Raw genomic sequence first — 23592 nt, 5'->3', positions numbered from 1 at the left:
TCGTTTTGAATTGCATGTGTCTTTATCGCATGACACCGATACTGTCGAATGGAGGTAGGGATTGATGACAGAATTACAAAGTATGGACGATTCTGTGCCTGATATTATTCGCAATTACATCGATCGTCAGCTGGCAGCCAGCGTAGGTTCTCTGTCGAAAGTCGATGGAATGGGCGGAGTTATTGATGATTTAGCTCGGAGGTTGAAGGCTCTTGAGGGGAGTTACAATAGAGACGATCGTGATTATGTCTCACAGAGAGTTCATTCCAAATTTCTTAGAGATAGGGTTTTGTCTCTATTTCAGTATTTAGAGCCAGAAGATGTCATCGGAAGTGATTGTTATGTTAGATTGGGCAAAGATTTTGATGGAGGGTATATATTTCTGAAGGATGGCTTAAAGGGGAAAATAGCTTATTCTTTTGGAATTAATAACGACGTATCCTGGGACAGAAATGTAGCGGATCTGGGATATGACGTGTATATGTATGATCATACAATACCAAATCTCCCAGAAGAGAATGTTAAGTTTCATTTTTTTAAAACGGGAGTATCTGGAAAAAGTAGTGATACTGATCTGAAAACAATCGAAAATATTATTTTAGATAATAATCATTCTGAATTGACTGACATTATTCTTAAGATGGACATTGAGGGAGCGGAATGGGAAGCGCTCAGCGCTGTGCCGGAAAAGACGTTGCGGCAATTTGGACAAATCGCCCTTGAGTATCATTGGTTTGATCACCTCGGGCAGGACGAGGTATTCTATCCAGCTGAGCGTGCACTGCGAAAAATGCATAAACTTTTCGCCCCTGTCCATATTCATTCAAATAACTGCTGTGATTTAGTCGTTATTGGAGGCGTCCCTGTGCCGCCGGTGCTGGAGGTCACATATGTGAACAGGGCTGCGTTCAAAACCGAGAAGAGCCGCAGGGTGTTTCCCACCCCTTTGGATCAGCCAAATGACCCAAATAGGCCGGATCACCATCTCGGCACGTTTCGCTTTTCGGAGGCCCGTTAGATCTCCCTGTCCATGACGATGTAGAATGCCAGGGCGTTTTACTGGAAACTCCCACATGAGTGAAAAAGGTCCTGTTGGAAAAGTCAATCTGGTTGGAATTAGGGCGAAGTACCCCTATAGTTGAAGGGCAATTGAGGTAATGTCAAAGCATATACTTTTGGTGTCGGATAGCTTGGGAACGCCGATACATGCTAGAGGCATATTTAACTTTACCTACGGCGTTGTTCAGATTTTAAAGAAGCTAGGGCACCGGGTAACTTTGCTTGTAGAGCCGCCGCAGACTGGGCTTCTGGCTTCCGATAGAAAGGTGCAAAGACAGATTAATGATCTTGGTACCCGCAGAGCCTATTTTGCAGATGTGATGCGCCACTTCGAAGGCGACAGATTTCGCTTCGATTGGCACTATCCCGACCCAAGTGAACAGCGCCTTGCTGATGAGCATCCTCATTTGATGGATTTTCGTCTAGCGATGCTGGATACGGAAAATGCCCGGAATCAATTCTTGTTCTCGATCGAACCAGATGAATTGTCCGAGTATGCTCCCTCGTCCTATTCCGATCATTTGCGTATATTTGATGGTATTTTGACGCAAAGGGGAGTGTATTCCGAGTCATTTCGCCGTGGGTACCAGAATTTGCGGCCAGTTGCAATTGACGCAACCGGATTTGATCATGTTATTATTGATACACCGCACTACATACAGGTTAGCGGAGTAAGTTCAAGAGATATATCCTACGTTATTCATGATCTTATTCCGTTTTATGAAGTTTCTATGGGATTTGATTGGCGGAAATTATTTGTCCATAAGATGGAATGTACAATGGCAGTCGGAAGAAATGCTATTTACAATTCCGAGACAACGGGAAAGTACTTTAAAAGAATCTATGGAAATGATGCTGTTGATCGCGAAATAACGATTTACCCTCCAATTCGGGAGGAAGTTAAGCAGGCGGCCTTGGTCGGTGATAGAAATGCTCCGTCCAACTATGTAAGAGCTATTCGTCGAAATAAAGCGAAGGAAAGAAAGCAGTGGGTGATAGATATTCTTAAAAAAAATCCTTTTTCTCAAACAAAAAAGATTTTTCCATTGCCGTCATGGAATGGAAATTTACCTTTCTTTTGTAGCATACTTTCTGACGAGCCAAGAAAAAATGTCGCAGCCCTTGTCGAGGCCTCAAGATCTTACGTTGGTAAAGCAAATTTTATCGTCATGGGCCAGATTGATGGGAATCGCTACATGGAACGCAGACCAGGAAACTTCCCCAATTTGCATTTTACCGGCTATGTCTCGGATGTACAGAAGTTTGACCTGCTGAGATCTTGTGAGGGATTCATTTTTCCGAGCTTGAACGAGGGGTTCGGAATCCCGATCGTTGAGGCCGCGGCATTTGGCGCACCTATCATTTGCACGGATCTGGAGGTCTTTCGAGAGATCACCTACGACCAGGCCTATTATTTTGATGCCAACAAGAAAGGGGATCTTGTGCGAGTGATCGAGCAATTCAGGGCAGACCCTAACAGCAAGCAAAAAGGGTTGTCACTGAAGAGACTCGTGAATGGGGCGTTCAATCAGGATGTCATGGCTGAGCGCCTGGCGACATTGCTGGCTTAGGAGCACGGCCGTCATGGCAAACAATCGAATAAATACCTGCGAGCGAAACCTACTTTATAATCTTGTCAATAATTTCCCTCGAAAGATCGATTTGGATTATTTCGAACTATGTAATATATCACCAGCGCAGACGCTTTGGGCAGAAAGCGAAGTTGCCACTGCTGAGCATCTTATTTCGATGATTGATCTAATGAGGTCTCAAAACCTTCTGGACGCCGATTTCTTCCTAGACGGTGAACGACGTTATTTCTGGAATGTGTGCCTTCAGGTGGAGGGTTACGAGACTTTCAAGAAGCGGCTCGAAGTTTTCATGGCAGACTCGTCGATCGAGTTTCGAGACCTTCTGGGTAGCGTTCTTCGCGATAAGAAGGGCGGCGAACAACAGCGCTAGCCTCATTGACCGTGCAACCTGCCTGGAGCGTCATTTACCCCGACGCACTATCCTCCTTGAGAGATATATAGATGTTTTCAAAGGAAACGAACAAAGCTGATCTTCAGAAGCTGACCGACGAAATACAGTTTTTGAAGCAAAAGATAGAAGATCTGGAGCGCGAGAAGGCAGACGGATGGCGTATCGGCTATGGGGCTCGGAATCTGGCGGAGACGATCGCCTTCAAGGGCGATCACGAGAATAATCTCTATAAAGCCTTTGTTGGCACCGAGATGCCAGAATTTAGTCCTCCAAGATCGATCGGGCTCACATCCGCATTGTGCCACCAGCGTCATTTCCTGCTGGACCAGTATCGTTTCTGGGTGAAAGCGCTAAAAGACAAGCCCAGATTTCTTCGCAAGCAGTGGGAATATGTTTATATTGCGCAGGTGCTCTACGAACGCGGGATGCTATCGCCTGGAAAAAGGGGGCTTGGCTTTGGCGTTGGGCAAGAACCTTTGCCATCTCTATTTGCCTCTTTTGGCGCCGAGGTCGTAGCAACCGATCAGTCTTTGCAATCCGCTTTAGATGCAGGTTGGGTTTCAACGCACCAGCATATTGTAGACACGTCGGTTTTGAACGAACGTGGAATTTGTACCGACAAGATGATGAGGGAGCTCGTTAGCTTTTCGGAAGTCGATATGAATGCGATTGATTCAAAATTTTTTGGGCAATTCGACTTTTGTTGGTCATCATGTTCGCTGGAGCATCTTGGATCTCTTCAGCACGGGCTCGATTTCATTGAAAATTCGTTGCTCACTCTCAAGCCGGGGGGAGTGGCCGTGCATACGACGGAATTCAATTTGACTTCAAATGACGCAACAGTCGAAAGCGCCAGTATCAGCATTTATCGAAAGCGTGATATTTCGTCGCTGGTCGAGCGTCTGATTATGCGTGGTTTCAAGACAAGCCACGTTGATTTCGATGTGGAGAATGCGGGCTATGCCGAGCAAGTCGTGGATCTTCCTCCCTATGGCAGGGGGGAACCTCACATCCGTTTGAGGCTGGGTGACTTCGACGCGACTTCAATTTGTTTGGTCGTCGAGGTTCCTAGGTAGCCGTCCCTAAGTTGGAGATTCTCGTGGTGCGTCTCTTCGCCTGCACGGGGAGGAGCTTGGATTGGTTCTATGTGCTTCAATCTCTTTGGAATAACGACCCGTATGCGCTGGGTAAGAAAGGACTCAGATTTTCTGTTGGCCATGTGCCAATGCCAGCTATATTCGCTAAGTCTGGCTAAAAGATCTTTGCTACCGATCAACCGTATGAAAGCGCGATGAAGCACGGTCGGTCTGATCCTTGATGGAGACGTTACGAGAGAACGTCTTTGGAGTTTGGTCGATGGAACGATCGCTGAGTTTCGGACCGGTCGTGGGGTGCCTGTTATTGTTCTCTCGCAGCTTGGCCAAAGAGAGTGCATCGTCTTGTTGATAACCGTTCTGGGCCTCCCATCCTTGTTGTCACAACGCATCGTCCCTGCACTTCGGGTGGTTGCCCAAATTGCATTGGGTAGTGTTGATTTCCTTCATTTTACAACGATCGAGCAGTTACAAGAGCAGTGGATTCAGAGGCGAAGTGATCATGTTATTCTTCATACGGACAATCCGGATGTACGGATAGCAAATCTACTCACAATCAATGCCAAACAAATTATTCTGGTGAGCGAGGATCCCACCTCGGTAGCTTTGCATTTTCGCTACAGCCGTTCGATGGAGCTCGAATTTGCTATAAGGTCAGCGTCGTCTATATTTGCTTCGCTGCATGATATTATTTTGGGGTGCCAAAATTTATTGATGTTATCGCCAGATAACTGCGCAACGCCAAAGTCGTTTATTGAGCTCGTGCTTCAATTCTTAGATCTCAAATTATCCAATGAACAAGCAGACGAAATCTTGCGCTCGATAGCGGAGGCCGACGGGAAACACTGGCTGAGTGGAAAAGCCCTTGATGGTGACGCTCACCATCGGCTGGATGGGGATGAGCAAGCGCTCATTCACTCACTGAACCCTTACGGGGCGATATTCCGGATGAGACCGGCGGAGGGGTTCAACTGGCCCAGAGGCTTGTTTTTTGGAACGGATCGTATGGGGCAGCCACTCGATGCCCCTTTTGCGGAGACCATAGAACTCGTCGGTCCTGCTCGTATCCTGTGCTACGGCCCCTATTTTCATCTTCCGCCGGGAGAGTGGACGTTGAGGGCCAGCCTGGAGGTGAACGACAATTACTCGGGAAATGAACTCTTGATTGAGATCATGATCGGACTTGAGGTTCAGGTTCATAGGCCGGCTCTGCTGCCGGTGAAAGGGCATTATGGTTTTGAGGTGCCGTTCACTGTGGTGGAGCCGCGCAATGCGGTCCAGCTACGGTTGTGGACAAGACAGGGCGCCATTGAAGGGACCCTTGCTCTGGGAATGATAGAGGTACGCAAGACACACCGCGATAGGGCGTAGAGGCGCCTGTGCAGTAATGGGCCAACGGGAGAGTGGGGCCTCTGGAAGCTACAGGCTGGAATAGATGCTAAGTGCCAGCTCCAGATCGTCAAATACTCGACCGCGACCGCCCTTGAGAACAAGAGCACTTCGACAGAAGTTTCGAATAATTTCGACGTCGTGACTCACAATGACCATGGCACAATGAGCCCGTTGCACGAATAGGGCATCGTAGCATTTGCGGTGGAAGCGCTGATCACCGACGGAGAGCACTTCGTCGATTAGAATGCAGTCGAAGTCGATAGCCAAGGTCAGCGCGAAGGAAAGCCGCATCCGCATGCCGGATGAGTAATTCATCACCGGAATATAAAGCTGCTGTCCGAGCTCGGCGAAATCGTCCACGAAGGCAATTACATCATCCAGCGGGCGTCGGTAGATACGCGCGATAAAGCGGATATTGTCCATGCCGGTCATATGGCCTTCCAGGCCACCAGAAAAACCGAGCGGCCAGGACATAAACAGGCTTCGTTCCACCGTGCCGGTGGTTGGAGGTTCCACACCTCCAATGATCTTCACCAGCGTAGATTTGCCGGCGCCATTACGACCCAGCACCGCGATTTTCTCTCCCGCCTGTATGTCGAAACTGATGCCATCGAGCACACGCCGATGCCCTATCGGTGTCTCATAGATCTTGGTAACCGAATCGAGGCGGATGCGGGGCCCATATCCTGATGAAACCGTAGCTGCTTGTCGATTGACTTCGGGAGGCGGTGGAGCCAGGGCGGGGTCTTGTTTTAGCTCCAACCTCATGGCCGATGCTCCCTGATAAGGGTGATCGCGAAACGTAAAACCGCATAGAATGCAAAGCCCATTGCTGCAACCAAGGCAAGCCAGAGCAATCTGCGGGGATATTCGGCAGTACTGGCCAAGTTGGGCTCGGCAATGCGTACCAAATAGACATGTGGCGTTTCAGCTTCCTGCCGAGCCTTGAGAAGATTGGTCGTCGCCGCTTCCAATGTCCTCGCAGCCAGCGCACGCTCCAGCGTTAGGCGTTCGTAGCCGGCGATCGCGTCCGACATTGCCCCCGTTCCTCCGACCACCTCCCGACGGAGCTTCTCGATCTCGGTGCGATAGGATGAAATCTTTTGGCTCAGGGGAGCGATGCCGGGGCTGTTGGGGGACAGAGACTTTTGCTGCTCCAGGGAGGCCTGCAGTTGCGTAATTGCGGTAGTCATTTTCGCGATTGAATCGAGAGCGGTTGTCGATTCGGTGGTTGGGTCGACCAGTCTTGCCTCATTGCGGTATCGCGTGAGCTTGGCTTCGACCGCAACGACGCCGTCTTGCGCTTTACCAACGATCTGCTCGGCGTAATCTACGCGGTCGGCATAGGCTCTCTTGTTCAGCTTGTTGACGAATTCCTCTGCATGCTCAATCACCGCCAGAGCGACGTTGCGCGCATCTTCGGCCCTGTATGCATAGACGCGCACCGAAATGATCCCCGTGCTTTCGTCGATCGTAATGGAAATCCAATCCCTGAAGTGCTTGTAGAAACTTTCGAAATTATCTTTCTGCATAAGGTTGGGAAAACGGCTGAGAAAATCACTCTCAGGCCGAGCATACACGCCTCGAAGACCGTCTTGCGTGACGAGTAATTGTGCCATGTCGCGTGAGCGCATGAAGGCATAGACGGCCTGAGTTTCTTCGTTTGAACGAGAAAATCCTTGAGTATTTAGGACGGTGCTGAGACCGTTTTCAGCCGGCGTACGCACCATCACTTCCGTCTCAGAGGCGAACTGATCGGCGGCAAAGACGAAAAAATAGAGACCGGCAAGCAAGGTGGGCAACACGAAAGCGATCCAGAACAGCGCGCTGATACGGCCGCTATCTTTCGTTACTTCTCCAGGTGCCTCGTGGACGACGAGATCCCCTATCGGCACCAGAGGGATCATTTCGATCGGCGCCAGGTCTTGGAGCTTATCTGCTTGTTTCTGCTGCAAGTTCCAATGTCTTTCTATGTCGTCTTAGGGAGAAGCGCGCCCATCGGGGTATATCAGTTATGGGTCACGAATTTTTGAGCGTAAACTACCAGGGGAATGCCGATGGCTGTCAGCATGGCACAGACAACGGTAAGAAAATAAGGATCGTAATATGTCACGATATCCTCCGGAAAAGCTCCGGCACGAAACATTTCGACCGACGTCGCGATAGGCGAATAGATGAGGACGGCTTGAGCCTTCTGGGGTAACCAATCGATCATCGCAAAAACGCCCGTTAGCGGTATTGTGACATAGAGAAGAGGGCCGATGAATTTCTCGACAGGTTCGAATATCTCCGTGAGCGCAGCGAGGATCAGCCCGACGCCGATGCAGAACCAAGCCAGGAAAAGCCAGCCGCCTATCATCAGAAGCGTGTCTCGCGGCGGCAGAATCACGCCGAAGATCACAAGAGGTACATAGGCGCAGATGAAAGCTGCGAAGATGCCTATTGTCTCGAGGAGGAAGACGGCGATCAGGACATCGAAAGGCTTGATGTTGGCATGAAACAGCAGCGCCGATCGTTGCCGTATCACGCGAGCGGATCGTCCTGCGATATGCCGCCAGAGCGTCAGCGGGCAATAGCCGGTCAGCACGAACAGCACGAGGCCAATGGCTTCAGTGTGGGAATGGTTGGTCGCATACCACATCAGCGCGACCATGGCTGCCAGCGACAGCGGCTCGATCATGATCCAGAAGAAGCCGAGATTCTCATGGCCATATTTCGCGTTGCCCTCGCGGATCATCAGGGCGGCAATGATACGCGACTGCAGGCGAAAGGAGTGCCAGAGCGATGGTGTCGGCGCCGATCCGATGCTGCTCATTGCGCCTTCTCCTTGGCCCCGACACTCAGGATCCAGATGACGGCGTAGCTCATCAGGGCTGTCATGAGCACGGTGATGATCAGGCGCAGGCGGCGAGGCTCCGTCGGTTCGTCGGGAAGATTGGGCTGCGCGATCTTCTCGATATAGATCTGTTGCCGGCGGGCTTCCGAACGCACGCTCTCGAGCGACAGGGTCGCGGCGGCAAGGCTTTTATCGGCAAGATCGCGATTGAGCGTCAGGGTCTCATAAGTCGATACCTTGGCCGCAAGGGACCCGTCATTGCCGGCAAGCTTTCCGCGTTCGGTTTCGATGCGACCCTTCAAGGCTTCGATACGTGCCTGCAACACTGCAATCTGCGGTGTCGACGGCGACGTCTGCTGGAGTTGCTGAATTTGGGCCTGGGCCTGCACGAGGTCCCTGGTCAGAGCTGTAATCGTATCCAAGGCCGAACTCGACGACTTGGCGGGGTCGACCAGTGTCGCCGCGTTACGAAACTGGGTGAGTTGCATCTGTGCGTTCAGAACGCGTTGTTCCGCGCGCTGGACTTCTTCCTCCGCGCTCCGGGTCGCGTCCGCCTGGGCACGTTCGTTGAGGCGATTGACGAGGCGCTCGGCCAACGTCAGCACCTGTGAGGCGATGCGTTGTGCATCCTCTGCCCGAAATGCCTCGGCGTGGACGGTGCTGATGCCGCGCGTGGTGTCCTGAATGACTTTCACGCGCCAGGCATAATGCGCGTAGAGGCCCTCGAAGCTGTTACTTTCCCAAAATCTTGGGAACCTCGAGAACATGTCGGCCTGAGGATCGGAGAATATGGCCCGTATATCAATATCGGACTGCAACTGATTCACGGCATCCCGAGACAATATATAGCTTTGGACGATATTCGTATCGTCAACGGTTCTGGCAATACCGAACGTCTTGAACAGGGCGTCTAGACCGGTGAGTCGGCTCGATGAGAGACCTCTGACGACGAACTCCGCTTCCGACACGTAGCGGGGCGTAACCCAGAGGCCGTAATAGATGACAGCCGCCAGGGTCGGCGCGATCACGACCGCCAGCCAGAGCAGGCGCTTGCGCATATAATCTCGAATGAGGCCAAGCGAAGGCCTGGCTCTTTGCCGTGCACCGGGAGGGGGAAGGGCGGCTGTATGAGACAAGGTCGTATCTTGCTTGCTTACGAGGAGACAATGCGCCTGGATGAGCACATGCAATATGGATGGCCTAAATCGATGAAACTCGACGGCCTATGAACTCGATGGCAGAAATCGTTCGAGGCATTGAATGCATTGATTGTGACGGACGTGTGTTCATCCTGTCGCAAGGCACTGGGGCGTTTCTCTTGAAGGTAAACGCGGCGTGCATCAATCATAGCAGCGCTCCATATACCTCTGCGACGCGCTTGCTGTAATTCTCCATCGAAAAATGCCGAACGCGTTCCTTTCCTCTGCTGACAAGATCTGACCGAAGATCCTGATCATTGTCCAATGCGGCAATGGCGCTCGCCATTTCCTCGAGGTCATAGGGGTTGACCAGCAGGGCCGCATCCCCCGCGACCTCGGGCAGAGACGATACATTAGACGTCATGACGGGAGCGCCGAGCATCATCGCTTCCAGAACCGGAAGGCCAAATCCTTCGTAGAGAGATGGAAACAACACGGCCTTCGCGCCTTGAATCAGGGCTGTGAGGTGGCTGAGTGGCAAATGCCCGAACCGCCGTACTTTCCGCTCGCGTATGATCTGGTTCTCGGTGATGCGCCAGCTTGAGAAGTTCTCGCTGTTGATCTGCCTTAATTCGGTCTTGTAGTCCCACCCGAGTCCGCCAGCGATGACCAATGGGGCGGACACGCCGGAGGCGACATAGGCGTCTATCAGACGCGAGACATTTTTTTTGGGCTCAAGAGCGCCGAAAAACAGAAAATATTCGCCTCGCTCCAAAGAGAAGGAATTTTGAAGCAATTTTTCGATATTGTCTTGGGTTTTGTTGATTAAATTCTCTGGTATTTCAATTGATTGATACGTAACGCTTATTTTTGATTCAGGTATTCCTATTATAGAGATGATATCTTTTTTAGATGTTTCCGATATTGTTATGATATGATCCGCTTTTTGGCATATTTCTTTCATTGATTCGAAGTAATATTTCTTATTGTCGAGCGTCGCGTTCGGCAATTTGAGCGGAACAAGGTCATGTATCGTGTAGATGTTTGCGGCGCCGGGGACTCTGACCGGAACTGGATGCGTGGCATGGAAGAGGTGCGGAGCCGAGGCCAGTTTCAAGGTTGCAAGTGTGCCATAACGTGAAAAGTGACGCCGGGCCGCCAGGGTGAATTGATGAGCTGCGAACACGCGTGCGAACGGTTCCAGCATGGGATCCTGTTTCAGGATCAGGCCTGATTGGGGCACGGCATCGGCCCGAATGCCGAAGGGCTTCCCAAAAAGGGTCTCGAAGGGGGTGCGGATATATTTCTCCCTCCAACCCCGCCTCTTCTTGCCTTCGTGAAAGGAAATCTCGGTGAGGATTGGATCTCCCTGCTGAAGTCGGGCGGGAGATTGGAAAAGCGCCTCGGTCTCATAGCCAAGCGTATTGGCGATTCGTGCGAGATTCGATGCATAGGTCTTTATACCGGTTCCACTCGTCAATGCCAGATTGAAGCACTCAATTAGGATTCGCTGGGGCAAAGGGCATCCAATCTGTCGTTGATGGCAGCATCTTGAGCGGCTTACGCTAGGTTTTGCTTCTCCGGAAGACCCGAGAGGTTCCCCAACATGCTTTCTATCAGATTCATGGCAGAAAGATGCCGTTCATTTATCTGAATATTCGGTCGATCATTACTAATATACCGCAGCGTAAGTAATAAATTACCATTCAGTGTGTGGGAGTGCATTTGATGGTAATCAGTGCCGGTGATGAGCAGTTCGGTACTGGATCGAAAGCCATTCCGGGCGGTGTCTGTCGGTGCCGATTGAATTGACAATTCCCTGAAATTTGCCGCCCTTGGCGCGTCTCCATACTCATTCGGCGAGACGAGACAGCATGCATTGTCCGTATGTCGACTCCGGCCCTTATTGCTACGCCAATTCCTTTGCCATGATGTTCGGTGCGACGGCACAGTCGACGGCGGTGATCGAGTTCGCGACCTCCAGCCCTTTCGGCATGCAGGTGCTCCCGGGCGGCCTGCCCTTTTTCGATCCCTATGGCTGGACGCCCGAGGCGAGTTTCGAGGCTGCGCTCGCCGTGCTCGGCTGGCGCTTGTGGCGCGAGAGTGGCAGCAGCGCCGGTGAGGCGCTTGCGCGGCTGGAAGCGGCGCTGAGTGAGGAGCCGGCCTGGGGCGGCCCGCTCGAGATCGGCCATTTAGTGCATCAGCCGGGCATGACGGGACCGATCGGTGCAGATCACTATGCCGTGGAGCTTGAAGTCGCCGAGGAACGGGTGCTGATGCACGATCCGCAGGGCTATCTCTATGCCAGCCCGCCGCTGGCGGATTTCATAGCGGCCTGGCGTGCCGAGAGGGGTGATTACGGCGAGCCCTATACGATGCGCACGCGTTTCGTGCTGGAGCGGGCCGTCGATGAGGTGGCGGCGATTCGGGAAGCCATCCCACAAGGGCGGCATTGGCTGTCGATGACCGGGGCATTGCAGGTGGCCCCGGGGCAGCCTCGGCAATGGTGAAGCCGCCCTGGCGCTAGCGGAGCGGCCGGAAAGCGGGCTGGACGAGGATCTCCACGGCCACTTCGCCCACGTCGCGGTGCGGGTCGGCGCAAGGCAGGCCGTCGATGGCGCGGCTTGCCTCGTTCGTGCCGATGAGAACGGTACGGCCGCCGTCATGGACGAGCGGACTCGGCTGATCGGGAACCTGCAGCAGCCGCTCGTCGCGGGAGACGGCCCGGCTGCCGCCAGGATCTTGCGGACCCTGGCGCCGAGCTATCACCGGCTACTCGCGGCGCTGGACGAGACTCCCGCCCGTCAGTAGCCGACGGTGAAGCGCGCCCGGCTGTGGGCGGGCTTTTCGATTTCGTCGGCCAAAGCGATGGCATAGTCCTCGAAGGAGATGCTGCTGCCCTTGTCGTTGGTCAGGAGTCGGTCGCCGCCCAGGCGGAACTTGCCGGTACGCTCGCCCGGCACGAACAGGGCCGAGGGGGAGAGGAAGGTCCAGTCGAGATCCTTCTCCGCCCGCAGGATGCCAAGGAACTCGGCGCCCTTGGTCGCCTCTTCCTTGTAGATGGCCGGGAATTCGGGCGTCGACACCAGGGTGACCCCGGGGGCGACTTCCAGGCTGCCGGCGCCGCCGACCACGAGATAGCGCTTCACGCCGGAAGCGCGCACTGCCTCGATCAGGGTATGGGGATCGCTGGCGGTGAAATGCACGCTCGAGATGACCGCGTCATGGCCCGCAAGCAAAGCGGCAAGGCCGGCCTTGTCGTGGATGTCGCCCTTGCGGGCCGTGACCTTCGGGTTAGCAGGCACCTTTTCGGGATGACGGACGATGGCGGTGACCTCATGGCCGCGGCTGACGAGTTCGGCGAGGATGCGCGAGCCGGCATTGCCGGTGGCGCCGATCAGGGCGATTTTCATCTGGCTTTCCTTTCGGTTGCGGGAATTCTTGGCGCGAGACGGGGCGGTCAGCCCCATTTCATCTCGCCCTTGACGACCTTGGCGCTCAGATCGAGCGAGTCGAGGCCGCCGAGCTTGGGATAGAGCGCCTTCATCGCCTCGATCAGCGCCGCGCTGTCCTTGGCCTTCTCGGCCTCGCGGTTGAAGGCGGCGATATAGTCGCGGGTGAATTTGACCGCGGCGAGACCCTCGGGAGCGCCTTCGGCGTGATGGGCCGGCACCACGATCTTGGGCTTGCGGACGGCGATGGCATCGAGCGCCCGCAGCCAGGCCTGCCGGGAGGCAGCGTCGGCATTGTCGGCCAGCCAGACATGGCCGCCGGAACTGACCAGCACGCCACCGAACACGGCCTTGAGGTCGGGTACCCACAGATAGCGCCGGTCATGCATGTCGGGCACTTCGACGATCTCGATGCGATGGCCCTCGAGGTCGAGCGCGGTGAGGTCGGATGGGGTGGGGATCACCACCTCGGCCAGGTTGCGCGGGCCGTTGTCGCCGAGCTTGGGGCCCCAGACCTCGAGCTTGCCCTGGACGCTGGCCTTGATCGAGGCGACCGTCACCGGCTTGGCGATCACCTTGGCGGCGGGGAAGGCCTCCACCACCGGACGCAGGGAGAAATAATAATCGGGGTCCGGGCAGCTCACATAGATGGTGGTCAGCGTCCTGCCGCTGGCCTTGATGGCCTCAGCCAGCTTGCGGCCGTCCGAGAGGGTGAAGCCGCCATCGAGCAGGATGGCCTCCTTGCGGCCCGTTAGCAGCACAGGCATGCGCGAAAAGCCTGCCTCGTCGGCCTGGAAGGCACGCCAGGCGAGCTTGCCGCCGGCGGCTTCGGCCGGCGCGAGGGGGAAGAGGGCGCCGGCGCCGAAGAGGGCGGCAAGCTTGATTGTGTCGCGTCTGCTGATCACAGGTCTGTCTCTCCGGTCGATGTCGGTCAGGCGTTGAGATGGGAAACGAGGTTGTCGAAACTGCCGAACAGGGCGTTGGAGGCGATCAGCCGCTGCCGCCCGTCCTGCCGGGTGACGAGGGCCGGCACCCCCTGGGCGCCGAGGCTGGCCATCAGGGCTCGCCCTTGCGCGATGCGGGCGCGGTTGGCGGCGAGCAGCGCTTCGTCCGGCGTGGCGAGGCGGTCGGCGGCGGCCGGGAAGCCCGCCTCGCGCAGGATGGCGACGAGGCAGGCGAGGGACGTCGTGTCCAGGCCCTCGACATAGCGCCCGGCCTGGATGGCCGCGAGGGCGTCGAGTTCGCGCTCCGGTTCGGCCAGGGCCACGGCTGATAGCGCCAGCGTGGCCGGGCCCGAATCGAACAGGCCGTTTTCGGCATCCAGCACCTGATTGCGGTAGGCCTCGGTAAAAGGCTGGCCGGTGAGGCGCTCGATGCGCTGGTCGTTGGACCAGGCATAGGCGGCAAAGCCCGCATCCATCGGCCGGGCGCCCGACCCCGTGAACAGGCCGGTCGGTGCGGGGCTGACGGAGACCCCCGCGGCGCGCAGGCGCTGCAGCATCGGCGAGGCGCCATAGCACCAGCCGCAGAGCGGATCGAACAGATAGGTCACGGTCGGGTCGGAAGAAAGCGGCGTGGACATCGAAATCTCCTCGCCGCGAAACATGGGCTGCCAATTGCGTCAGAAAAATGCCGAACAATTTGACAGAGTGTCTGATTGAATCAGACAATGGGCGTGATGCGAACCGCATCCCCTTTGTCCGCCGCCAGCAAGGCCGGAGACAGGGTCTCAGGTGCAGGAGACGATGTCCGAGCTTCTCAATCTCAACCGGCTCGCCTTCTTCACCGCGGTGATCGAGACCGGCTCCTTCACGGCAGCGGGGGAGAGGCTCGGCGTTGCCAAGGCGGTGGTCAGCCACCAGGTCGGCAAGCTCGAGGAGGAGCTCGGCGTCACCCTGATCCTGCGCACCACCCGCCGCCTGCAGGCGACGGAGGCGGGACGCGCCTTCTATGACCGCGCCGCCCTGATCCTGCGCGAGGCCGAATCCGCCTTCGGGGAGATTTCCAAGGACGCAGCCGAGCCGACCGGCACTCTCACCCTGGCGGCGCAGATCGACTATGGCGGCGCGGTGGTCGCGCCCGCCATCGCCGCCTTTCGCGAGCGCTTTCCCCATATGCGGGTGGCGGTCGCCTTCGACGATACCCTGGTGGATCTGGTGGATGCGCAGGTGGATGTCGCCGTGCGCGTCGGCTGGCTGGCCGATTCCTCGAACCAGGCCCAGAGGCTCGGCACGTTCCAGCAGCATCTGGTCTGCTCGGCGGCGCTTGCTGCTCGCCTGCCCGCCGATCTCGACCCGAAGGGCCTGGCAGGGCTGCCCTTCGTGGCAAACCATGCCTTGCGCACGCCGACGCGCTGGCTCTTCTCGCGCGGAGAATGGGAGCGGGAGACGGTGGAGGTCACCGCCGTCGTCGACGCGGACAAGACGCCCACTTCCTATGCCATGGTGCTGGCGGGGGCGGGCCTGTCGGTGTTTCCGGATTTCCTGGTTGCCGGCGACATCGCCGCCGGCCGGCTCGTCCGCCTGCTGGCCGACTGGACACTGCCCGCGGGCGGCATCCATGTGGTCTACCCGGCCGCGCGTTTCCGCCCGGCCAAGGTGCGCTTGTTCGTGGAGATCCTCAAGGGCCTCGAGCGGGCACGGAGCAAGCCGTAGGTGACGGAAATGGCCGCAATCAGCATCGTTTCGGCCGCCCCTCACCCTTACCCTCTCCCCGCAAGAAGCGGGGCGAGGGGGGCTTTGGCGATGCGCCTGTATTGAAACAGCTTCATCTCGCCCAACCGTCGATCGAGATGAGAGATATGATGATTACTCGCGACACTTGTGCGTCCCTCGCCCCGTTTACGGGGAGAGGGTAAGGGGGGAGGGGCGGCGCAAGTTTATTGACGTGGGGAATGCACCCCTCACGCCCGTGCAGATTTTTCCTCCGGCAGGATCATCTCGTTGGGGACGTTGGCGCCCCCTCGGGCCAGGGCGTAGTAGACCACCGAGGTCACCACCAGGCTGACGATCCAGGAGATGTCGGCATCGTCGAGCATCTTGGCGATCGGCCCCTCATAGAGGGCCTGGTTCAGGAACGGGATCTGGATCAGCACGCCGAAGAGATAGCAGCCGAGCGCCGTCCAGTTATAGGCGCCATAGCGGCCGGAGGCGTCGTAGAGGGCGGGAACGTCGACCTTCTCCTTGGAGATCAAATAGTAGTCGACGAGGTTCACCGCACTCCAGGGCACGAATACGGCCAGCAGCAGCAGCATGAAATTCTTGAAGGCCGAGAGGAAGTGGGCGCTGGCGAACAAGGCGATCGCCACCGAGCCGGCCACGAACAAGAGGATATAGGCCATGCGGGCCGCCTGCGACACACTGCGCTGGCCAGCATAGGCGCTCACGGTGGTGAGCAGGGTCATCGAGCCGCCATAGGCATTGAGGCAGTTCACCGTCAGCTTGTTGGTGACGATGACGACATAGACCAGCACGGCTACGCCCGGGCCGGCGAGCTCGCCGAGAAAGCCGACCTGATTGGCCAGGAATTTGCCGCCGAGGGCCGCCACCACGGCGCCGAAGGTCATGGCGATCTGGGCGCCCACGGCCGAGCCGAGCAGCGTCGACCAGAAGGTTACCGAGGCCGGGGTGGAGGAAGGCAGGTAGCGCGAATAATCGGCGACATAGGGTGCGAAGGTCAGCTGCCAACCGGCGCCGAGCGCGATGGCGAGCAGGAAGGTCGCCATGGTGAAGGGCTTCTGGCCGAAGGCATCGGCGACATTGTACTGCCCGAACAGCTTGAAGGTGAGATAGGCAAAGCCGAGGATGCCGACCACGGTGGCGATCCGGCCGATCACATGGATGAGATTGTAGCCGATCACCGCCACGATCACGGTGATGACGCCGAAGGCGATCATGCCGAAGGCCGGGTTCTCCACGCCGAACATCAGGTTGATGGCCTGGCCGGAGAGCACGGTACCGGTGGCCGCAAAGCCCAGATACATCACCACGGTGAGGAGGAGTGGCAGGGTGGCGCCCTTCACGCCGAACTGGGCGCGGGAGGAGATCATCTGCGGCAGGCCGAGCCGCGGACCCTGCGCCGAATGCAGGGCCATCACCGCGCCACCGAGCAGGTTACCGATAGCCAGGCCGATGATAGCCGTGAGCGCTTCGGCACCGAACACGATCGAGAGCGCGCCGTCGACCACCGCGGTGATCTGCAGATTCGCGCCGAACCACAAGGTGAACTGGTTGAAGGGAGAGCCATGCCGCTCGCCCTCCGGAATCCGGTCGATCGTCCGTTTTTCGATCGCGCCCGTCTCTGCCGCCATGCCGCCCCTCCCAAGAGCTGATGTGCAAATACTATGATAGAATATGTATATACAAGTTATTTCAATGCGCGCGGGAAAGAGCAGAGTCAAGGGGGATTCTGCGGCAGAAACCGCGCGTTGCGGGGCGCGGGTCCCGCCGGCGATGGTCCTCGTGCGCAAGGCGGGGGCCGTAACAAAGGCGCCCCTGTTCGACCGACATCGCGTGACGGACGGGCCTGAGCATGCCTCTTTCCTCCATCCCGATCAGGGTGATGGCCGAGCAGCGGCAGACCATAGTCGGAAGAAGGATGATGCCCGTCGTGCCCTGGCGCAGACATGGGAACATCCTGGCTCCGAGCGTTGTTCTGCCGGGGCAATATGTTGCAATCCCGTGCCGCACCAAAACGCCGAGGAATTCCGCATGAACGATGACGAGAAAGCCATTCGGAGCGTGGTCGAGGGCTGGATGCAGGCAAGCAGGCGAGGCGATCTCGCCGCGATCCTCGACCTGATGACGGACGATGTCGTCTTCATGGTCCCGGGCCGGGAACCCTTCGGCAAGGAAGCCTTCGTGGCGGCATTCAAGGGGCTCGACGGGGTGAAGATGGAAGGCAGCAGCGAGATTGCCGAATTGAAGCTGCTGGGCGACTGGGCCTTCATCCGCAACCATATCGACATCACGGCGACGCCGCCCGGCGGCAGCGCCATCCGCCGATCAGGCTATACGCTCACGCTGCTGCGCAGGGAGGCCGATGGCCGGTGGCGCCTGGCGCGCGACGCCAATCTCCTGGCCACGTTATCGGGCTGAGGCGCCTCGGCGGCGCTGAAATGGCTGTCTGGCTGAAATCGGATGGGAGCAGCCTCGCTTTGCGCCCATAGCGCTTTGCTCTAGGCCTTGCGCGCCACGATATAGGGGCGGTTGTCGTCCCCCTTGCCTGCATGGTTCTCGATGGCAAGGATCTCGAAGCCGGCAGCGGATATCCACCGGCTGAGTTCCGAAGCCCGAAACACGCCGGCATAAGGTGCCTGGCCGATCGCACGCATGAGGGGCAGGGCAAGCCGGATGAGCGGATTCATCTCACCGACACAGGGCGTCTTGGCGATGAACAGGCCCTTTGCCGCCAGCAGGGCATGGATGCAGCCCAGCGTGCCGGGAAGGTCGCGAACCAGATGCAGATAGTTGAAACCGAGAACCGCGTTGAACGCGCCGGCATCGGGCATGAGCGCCTCGGCGGTCGCGACGCGAAAAGCCAGGGCCGGGATGGAGGCGGCGGCGTGTTTCTCTTCGGCGATGGCGATCATGCCGGTGGAGATATCGGTCGCGAGATAGGCCTGAACGCCCCCCGCGAGCCGAAGGGCCGTCGTGCCCGTGCCGCACCCCAGTTCCAGCACCCTGTCGCCCGGTTCCAGCAGGGCCCGGGTCCGCTCCAGCGTGCGCTCATAGCCGGCCTGATCGGCAATCGCGCTCCTGGCGTATTTACGCGAACTCCGGTCCCAGAAACGCGCGTCGCTGGCCAGGCTCATGATGGAAAGCTCCTCGCCGAGATCCTTGCCGGAGAAACGCCATGGTGCGGATGGCCGGTTTTCATGGCGCCGTTCGATGGCGGTAAGAAGGCGAAGGGCGGAAAACGAAAGCGCGGGCACAACCTGCCTTGCGGGGATTGTGCCCTATGGCCTCACGCGGCGGGTTTCGTCACGCGGGAGACCGCGGCTTCGCCGAGATGCTGTACGAGGAAGGGAACGACGCGCTCCAACGCAACCCCGGTCGGCACTGGATGGTCATAGAGGTCATAATGCGACCAGCCATCGACCACGACCATTTGCTTGTTCTTGGAGGCGGCGCGGCCATAGATTTCCATGCCGTCGCGATAGGCGCCGAACCCGCCGGGCTTGTCGCCGACCACCACCATCATTGGCTGAGTCAACAGCGTTTCGGCGAAGGCGAAAGCATCCCACGCCATCGCGGGGGCGGCGTGCGAGAACAGCATCCGCGTGCCCGATCCTTCGGCTGGGCAACGGTTGCGGTAGTAGTCGGTCGCCTCCAGCACGTCGATGTCCGTGATGCCGGCGGCCTTCCCCTGTTCCACACTGGCGGGCAGGAAGATGTCGATCCGCTGGCTTGCACCCGCATTCTCGGCGCTGCGCTGCACAGCCATCGCTTCGAGTGCACCGACCGGATCGAAATTGCTGAAGCCTTCGCGCATCAGCCGCCCGAAGTTCACGCCGGTGATGCTGACCAGTGCCTTGATCCGTTTGTCGATGATCGCGGTCTTGATCGAATAGCCGCCACCGCCGCAGATGCCGAGAATGCCGATCCGGTCGGCGTCGACATAGGGCAGGGATTGGAGATAATCGATGACGTCGCGATAGTCCTTCACGCGCTGTTCGGGATCTTCGATCCAGCGCGGTTCACCGCCGCTGCCGCCCTGGAAGCTGGCATCGGGGACGATGACCACGAAACCAGCCTTCGCTAGCGCTGCGCCATAGATGTTGCCGGAGGTCTGTTCCTTGCAACTACCGATGGGGTGGTTTGAAACCACCGCCGGATAGTGCTTGCTGGCATCGAAATTGGGTGGGAAGTGCAGATTTGCCGCGATGTCCCAATACATGCCGGGATTGCGAATGCGCACGGTTTCCATGGGTCTCTCCTGTCGGATCGGGCGGGCTGTGCGCCCGATGTCTGTACTTCCTTGTTACTCGGCGGCCTGTCTCGCGGCGGTGTCGCCTGAAAGTTTCGCCTGGAAGAAAGGCGCGAGCACGGACACGGCCTCGTCGACGAACCTCTCACCGTCGTAGAGGTCCATGTGGTTGGCGCCCTCGACGAGGTGGAACTGCTTGTCGGTGCTGGCTGCGCGGTCGTACAGGTCGTCGCTCATCCATTTGCTGCCTGCCAGGTTGCCGGCCACGATCTGGATTGGTTGGGTGAGATAGACGTCCGCCATGTGATAGGCGTCGTAGGTGATGATCTGGTTCAGGCTGCGCAGTGTCGCTACGCCGGGTGCCGTCGAGCACTGCGCGCGGGGCGTATGATAATATTCCCAGGCTTGGCGCAGTTCTTCGTTCGGTGCGTCCGCTTCCTTCAGCGGAGCGAGCGGCATGGTGGCGATCGTGCCGCTGCCAGCATCCGCCGTGCGCGCGTTCGAGCCGGCCTCGACATAGGGCAGTGCATCGATCGACTTGACGTTGTTTTCCCAGCCATTGCGGAACATCGAGCCGATGTTGACAGCGCTGACCGTGCCAATCGCCTTGATGCGGCGGTCCTGGATCGCGGCATTGGCCGTGTAGCCGGCGCCGGCGCAGATGCCCATGGCACCGATCCGCTCCTTGTCGACGTAAGGCAGAGTGGTCAGATAGTCGATGACGGCGCTGACGTCCTCGGTGCGGATATAGGGGTTTTCGAGCTGGCGGGGTTCGCCGCCGCTTTCGCCTTGATAGGAGGCATCGTAGGCGATGGCGACGAAACCCCGCGCGGCGAGCTTCCTGGCATAGGTGCCGGCGGTCTGTTCCTTCACGCCGCCGCCTGGATGCGAGACCACGATGGCCGGATAGCGCTTCTTTTCGTCGAAACCTTCGGGAAAATCGATCACTGCCGCCATGGCGATCGTCTTGTTGTTCGAATTGGCGAAGCTGATCTTGCCCATCTCCACTCTCCTTCCATTGAAGCTTTTGTGGTCCGGCGCGCGGGTCTTCAGAAGCGCGCCTTGCCGATGCCGTGAATCTAGGCCAGAAAGATTGTGTGGATTAGACGGATAATTCTTATTGGGCCTATCATCGAGGTGATGAATGCGACGGGATGAGATCGCCGACCTGGCGGCCTTTGTCGTCGTTGCCGAGGAGCGCAGCTTCACCAAGGCGGCGCAGCGTCTCGGCATGGCGCAATCCGCGCTGAGCCAGATCGTCCGGCGGATCGAGGAACGGCTGGGAATGCGGCTGCTGTCGCGCACGACGCGCAGCGTGGCGCCTACCGAGGCCGGTGAGCGCCTGATCGCCACCCTCGGACCCATGCTGCATGATCTCGATGCCGCGGTGACCTCGCTCCGCGATCTGCGCGACCGGCCTTCCGGTACGATCCGCATCACCACGGTCGAGCACGCGGCCAAGACGATCATCGTTCCGGCCATGAAGCGGTTGCTTCCCGACAATCCGGACATCACGGTCGAGATCACCATCGACTACGGCTTGGCGGATGTCGTCGCCGACCGCTTCGACGCGGGTGTCAGGCTGGGAGGAGACATTGCCAAGGACATGATCGCCACGCGTATCGGCCCGGATACTCCGATGGCGATCGTCGGCGCCCCCGGCTATTTTCGCCTGCATCCGGCTCCGGCGTCACCGGGACAACTGATCGACCATCGCGCCATCAATCTGCGCCTGCCGACCTCCGGCACGCTGAACGGCTGGCGGCTGATGCGTGGCGGACGGGAAACACGGGTGCGGATCGACGGGCCGCTCGTCCTCAACACCATAGACCTGATCCTCGACGCTGCGCTGGATGGCCATGGCCTTGCCTATCTGCCGCTGGATCAGGTTCAGCCTCACCTGGATTCCGGTCGCCTGGTGCGGGTGTTGGGCAAATTCACCCCCGACCTGCCGGGCTACCATCTCTACTATCCGCACAGACGGCACGCATCTGCTGCGTTCACTCTGTTCGTAGAGACTCTGCGCTTTCGGGAATGAAGACCAAGTCCTGGAAAACTCGGGTCAAAGTGGCGGAAGGGGCGGGATTCGAACCCGCGATACGGTTTCCCGTATACACACTTTCCAGGCGTGCGCCTTCAACCACTCGGCCACCCTTCCGTCGAGCGGTGCTTATGGCGATGTCGGCGCAGTTTGTAAACGGGGGATTGCAGTTTTTTGAAAGGGAAAGCGCTTTCATTCGGTCCGCAGGCCCTGTGCGCCGACACAGGCTTGGTTTGGGCCGGATGCAGACCTCCCGCTCGCATCTGGAAAGACCGTTCACCTTCGAGCCCGAATTTCCTACGCGCGGGGGAGGCCCTGCGCTAGACTGCTGCGAGTCCTGCCCTCCTCGGCAGGCGCGTGCAGTGTTGGAGTGCGTGATGCGTTTCCTGGCTCGTTCGCTCGGCCTGTTCCTGGCCGCCGCCGCCTTCGTGGCTGCGGTGGTCGACGGTACGCGTTCGATCGCCGACAATCATCTCGTCTTCCTGCCGGTGCGTGCGGTCTGGCTCTGGCTCGGCCCGGCCAGCTTCGACCGCATGCGCGCCTGGGTGGAGGCCTCGCTCTCGGTCTTCTTGTGGAACAATCTGGTTTCGCCCCTGCTCGGCCTGCCCTTCGCCCTGGTTCTGGCGCTGGCCTCGGCCCTGTTCTTCTGGCTGGGACGTCCGCCCGCGAGCCGGATCGGCTATGTCTCGCATCTGTGAGGGGCAGTGTCGCCGGGCTGACGCATCCGTGATGAAAGGGCCCCTGACAAGGGCGGTCCGCACCCCCATATTGGCCAGGTAGCCATAGAACTTGACCATAAGAACAGGAAGGAAGAACCATGTTCGGCTTTCGCAAGAAGACGGCGTTTCCCTCCGCCGACGAAGCCCTGCCGGGGCGCGGCGAGGCCATCGAGACGGCGGATACCCATTTCGTCAACGGCGCGGCCCTGAAGGGGCCCTATGCCGAGGGTAGCGAGACGGCCTATTTCGGCCTCGGCTGCTTCTGGGGCGCCGAGCGCAAATTCTGGCAGACTCCGGGCGTGCTGGTCACGGCGGTGGGCTATGCCGGCGGCCTCACCCCCAATGCCACCTATGAGGAGGTCTGTTCCGGCCTCACCGGGCACAATGAGGTGGTGAAGGTGGTGTTCGACCCCAAGACCATCTCCTACGACCAACTGCTGAAGGTGTTCTTCGAGGCGCATGATCCCACCCAGGGCATGCGCCAGGGCAACGATATCGGCACGCAATATCGCTCGGGCATCTATGTCACCAGCCAGGCGCAGCGCCAGGCGGCCGAGGCGGCCAAGGCGCGCTACAACGAGGCGCTGGCGGCCAAGGGTTATGGCGCCGTCACCACCGAGATACTGGCGGCACCGCCCTTCTATTATGCGGAAGCCTATCACCAGCAATATCTCGCCAAGAACCCGGCAGGCTATTGCGGCCTGGGCGGTACCGGCGTCTCCTGTCCGATCGGCGTGGGCGTCGCGGCTTGAAGGGGGCGGGCAATCTGCCCGCCACTTGCGTCCAACACGCGGCAGGCGCGACATTCGCGCCTGCCGGCCCGCCTTGCGCTCTCTCCCTCGTCGCTATATCCCTTGATATATAACCATCATGGCTGCTAGAGCAAAGCGCGTTCAAGCATGAACGCTTGTTTGCTCTAACTCTTTGGTTCGACGCGTCTTTGCGATTCT

24 protein-coding genes and 1 tRNA gene are annotated in these 23592 nt (G+C 58.2%); 11 read left to right on the top strand and 14 right to left on the bottom strand.

The features are described from left to right. The first annotated feature begins 64 nt into the window (after window positions 1-64). The 5 genes from ACTJKX_RS31140 (at window position 65) to ACTJKX_RS31120 (ending at window position 5507) form a co-directional block, all read left to right on the top strand. On the top strand, window positions 65-1018 hold the full coding sequence (locus ACTJKX_RS31140; RefSeq protein ID WP_440727638.1) for an FkbM family methyltransferase: 954 nt from the start codon (window positions 65-67) through the stop codon (window positions 1016-1018). Window positions 1019-1178: 160 nt separating this feature from the next. Then, window positions 1179-2630, top strand: coding sequence for a glycosyltransferase (locus ACTJKX_RS31135; RefSeq protein ID WP_440727637.1), 1452 nt, complete (start codon window positions 1179-1181; stop codon window positions 2628-2630). Between the two features lie 13 nt (window positions 2631-2643). Continuing rightward, complete coding sequence (locus ACTJKX_RS31130; RefSeq protein ID WP_440727636.1) at window positions 2644-3021, top strand: hypothetical protein; 378 nt, start codon at window positions 2644-2646, stop codon at window positions 3019-3021. A gap of 71 nt (window positions 3022-3092) precedes the next feature. Continuing rightward, entirely contained in the window at window positions 3093-4118 is a 1026-nt protein-coding gene (locus ACTJKX_RS31125) for a hypothetical protein (protein ID WP_440727635.1), read from the top strand. Window positions 4119-4391: 273 nt separating this feature from the next. Next, on the top strand, window positions 4392-5507 hold the full coding sequence (locus tag ACTJKX_RS31120) for a hypothetical protein (protein ID WP_440727634.1): 1116 nt from the start codon (window positions 4392-4394) through the stop codon (window positions 5505-5507). Window positions 5508-5555: 48 nt separating this feature from the next. Here ACTJKX_RS31120 and ACTJKX_RS31115 read toward each other — a convergent pair whose 3' ends face one another. The 5 genes from ACTJKX_RS31115 to ACTJKX_RS31095 form a co-directional block, all read right to left on the bottom strand. Next, entirely contained in the window at window positions 5556-6296 is a 741-nt protein-coding gene (locus ACTJKX_RS31115; RefSeq protein ID WP_440727633.1) for an ABC transporter ATP-binding protein, read from the bottom strand. Beyond that, a complete protein-coding gene (locus ACTJKX_RS31110) occupies window positions 6293-7483 on the bottom strand; it encodes a hypothetical protein (protein ID WP_440727632.1) in 1191 nt (396 codons plus the stop codon). Before ACTJKX_RS31110 ends, ACTJKX_RS31115 begins: the two co-directional genes overlap by 4 nt. Before the next feature lie 53 nt (window positions 7484-7536). Next, a complete protein-coding gene (locus ACTJKX_RS31105; protein WP_440727631.1) occupies window positions 7537-8265 on the bottom strand; it encodes an ABC transporter permease in 729 nt (242 codons plus the stop codon). 74 nt (window positions 8266-8339) lie between these two features. Beyond that, entirely contained in the window at window positions 8340-9422 is a 1083-nt protein-coding gene (locus ACTJKX_RS31100) for a capsule biosynthesis protein (RefSeq protein ID WP_440727630.1), read from the bottom strand. A 286-nt stretch (window positions 9423-9708) separates the two neighbouring features. After that, window positions 9709-11022, bottom strand: a complete 1314-nt coding sequence (locus ACTJKX_RS31095) for a glycosyltransferase family 4 protein (protein WP_440727629.1) — start codon at window positions 11020-11022, stop codon at window positions 9709-9711. A 355-nt stretch (window positions 11023-11377) separates the two neighbouring features. Here ACTJKX_RS31095 and ACTJKX_RS31090 point away from each other — a divergent pair, with 355 nt between their 5' ends. After that, the gene (locus tag ACTJKX_RS31090) at window positions 11378-12013 is read left to right on the top strand and encodes a hypothetical protein (protein WP_440727628.1); all 636 of its coding nucleotides are present in this window, start codon (window positions 11378-11380) and stop codon (window positions 12011-12013) included. Between the two features lie 13 nt (window positions 12014-12026). Here ACTJKX_RS31090 and ACTJKX_RS31085 read toward each other — a convergent pair whose 3' ends face one another. From ACTJKX_RS31085 to ACTJKX_RS31070, 4 genes are read right to left on the bottom strand one after another with little or no spacing between them, the layout of a single operon-like run. Further along, window positions 12027-12272 (bottom strand): hypothetical protein, encoded by a 246-nt coding sequence (locus tag ACTJKX_RS31085; RefSeq protein WP_440727627.1) that lies wholly within the window; start codon window positions 12270-12272, stop codon window positions 12027-12029. 35 nt (window positions 12273-12307) lie between these two features. Beyond that, on the bottom strand, window positions 12308-12916 hold the full coding sequence (locus tag ACTJKX_RS31080) for an NAD(P)-dependent oxidoreductase (protein WP_394314855.1): 609 nt from the start codon (window positions 12914-12916) through the stop codon (window positions 12308-12310). A gap of 47 nt (window positions 12917-12963) precedes the next feature. Continuing rightward, the gene (locus ACTJKX_RS31075; RefSeq protein WP_394314856.1) at window positions 12964-13860 is read right to left on the bottom strand and encodes an MBL fold metallo-hydrolase; all 897 of its coding nucleotides are present in this window, start codon (window positions 13858-13860) and stop codon (window positions 12964-12966) included. 26 nt (window positions 13861-13886) lie between these two features. Beyond that, a complete protein-coding gene (locus ACTJKX_RS31070; protein ID WP_394314857.1) occupies window positions 13887-14537 on the bottom strand; it encodes a DsbA family protein in 651 nt (216 codons plus the stop codon). A gap of 163 nt (window positions 14538-14700) precedes the next feature. Here ACTJKX_RS31070 and ACTJKX_RS31065 point away from each other — a divergent pair, with 163 nt between their 5' ends. Then, on the top strand, window positions 14701-15609 hold the full coding sequence (locus tag ACTJKX_RS31065; protein WP_311934745.1) for a LysR family transcriptional regulator: 909 nt from the start codon (window positions 14701-14703) through the stop codon (window positions 15607-15609). Between the two features lie 248 nt (window positions 15610-15857). On the opposite strand, the gene ACTJKX_RS31060 is transcribed toward ACTJKX_RS31065, so the two are convergent. Continuing rightward, the gene (locus ACTJKX_RS31060) at window positions 15858-17264 is read right to left on the bottom strand and encodes a purine-cytosine permease family protein (protein ID WP_311934744.1); all 1407 of its coding nucleotides are present in this window, start codon (window positions 17262-17264) and stop codon (window positions 15858-15860) included. A gap of 400 nt (window positions 17265-17664) precedes the next feature. On the opposite strand from ACTJKX_RS31060, the gene ACTJKX_RS31055 reads away from it, so the two are divergent. Beyond that, on the top strand, window positions 17665-18051 hold the full coding sequence (locus tag ACTJKX_RS31055) for a YybH family protein (RefSeq protein WP_394314858.1): 387 nt from the start codon (window positions 17665-17667) through the stop codon (window positions 18049-18051). 80 nt (window positions 18052-18131) lie between these two features. Here the strand turns inward: ACTJKX_RS31055 and ACTJKX_RS31050 are convergent, their stop codons facing one another. The 3 genes from ACTJKX_RS31050 to ACTJKX_RS31040 form a co-directional block, all read right to left on the bottom strand. Next, on the bottom strand, window positions 18132-18767 hold the full coding sequence (locus tag ACTJKX_RS31050) for a class I SAM-dependent methyltransferase (protein WP_394314859.1): 636 nt from the start codon (window positions 18765-18767) through the stop codon (window positions 18132-18134). A gap of 152 nt (window positions 18768-18919) precedes the next feature. Then, complete coding sequence (locus ACTJKX_RS31045; RefSeq protein WP_440727626.1) at window positions 18920-19882, bottom strand: alpha/beta hydrolase; 963 nt, start codon at window positions 19880-19882, stop codon at window positions 18920-18922. A 54-nt stretch (window positions 19883-19936) separates the two neighbouring features. Further along, the gene (locus tag ACTJKX_RS31040) at window positions 19937-20884 is read right to left on the bottom strand and encodes an alpha/beta hydrolase (protein WP_311934740.1); all 948 of its coding nucleotides are present in this window, start codon (window positions 20882-20884) and stop codon (window positions 19937-19939) included. A gap of 142 nt (window positions 20885-21026) precedes the next feature. Between ACTJKX_RS31040 and ACTJKX_RS31035 the strand changes: the two genes are divergently transcribed. Beyond that, on the top strand, window positions 21027-21920 hold the full coding sequence (locus ACTJKX_RS31035; RefSeq protein WP_311934739.1) for a LysR family transcriptional regulator: 894 nt from the start codon (window positions 21027-21029) through the stop codon (window positions 21918-21920). Between the two features lie 30 nt (window positions 21921-21950). Here the strand turns inward: ACTJKX_RS31035 and ACTJKX_RS31030 are convergent. Next, a tRNA-Ser gene (locus tag ACTJKX_RS31030) sits at window positions 21951-22040 on the bottom strand. A gap of 260 nt (window positions 22041-22300) precedes the next feature. On the opposite strand from ACTJKX_RS31030, the gene ACTJKX_RS31025 reads away from it, so the two are divergent. Together ACTJKX_RS31025 and msrA are read left to right on the top strand one after the other, a co-directional pair. Continuing rightward, window positions 22301-22621: a hypothetical protein gene (locus ACTJKX_RS31025; protein ID WP_311934724.1), complete on the top strand. Its 321-nt coding sequence runs from the start codon at window positions 22301-22303 to the stop codon at window positions 22619-22621. A gap of 119 nt (window positions 22622-22740) precedes the next feature. Continuing rightward, window positions 22741-23394 (top strand): peptide-methionine (S)-S-oxide reductase MsrA, encoded by a 654-nt coding sequence (msrA, locus tag ACTJKX_RS31020; protein ID WP_440727625.1) that lies wholly within the window; start codon window positions 22741-22743, stop codon window positions 23392-23394. Window positions 23395-23592: the final 198 nt, after the last annotated feature.

The sequence above is a fragment of the Labrys sp. 22185 genome, from assembly GCF_052045555.1.
Classification (GTDB): Bacteria; Pseudomonadota; Alphaproteobacteria; order Rhizobiales; family Labraceae; genus Labrys; species Labrys neptuniae.
The sequence above is the reverse complement of the archived record's forward strand: the minus strand, read 5'-3'. Positions and strand labels throughout refer to the sequence as shown.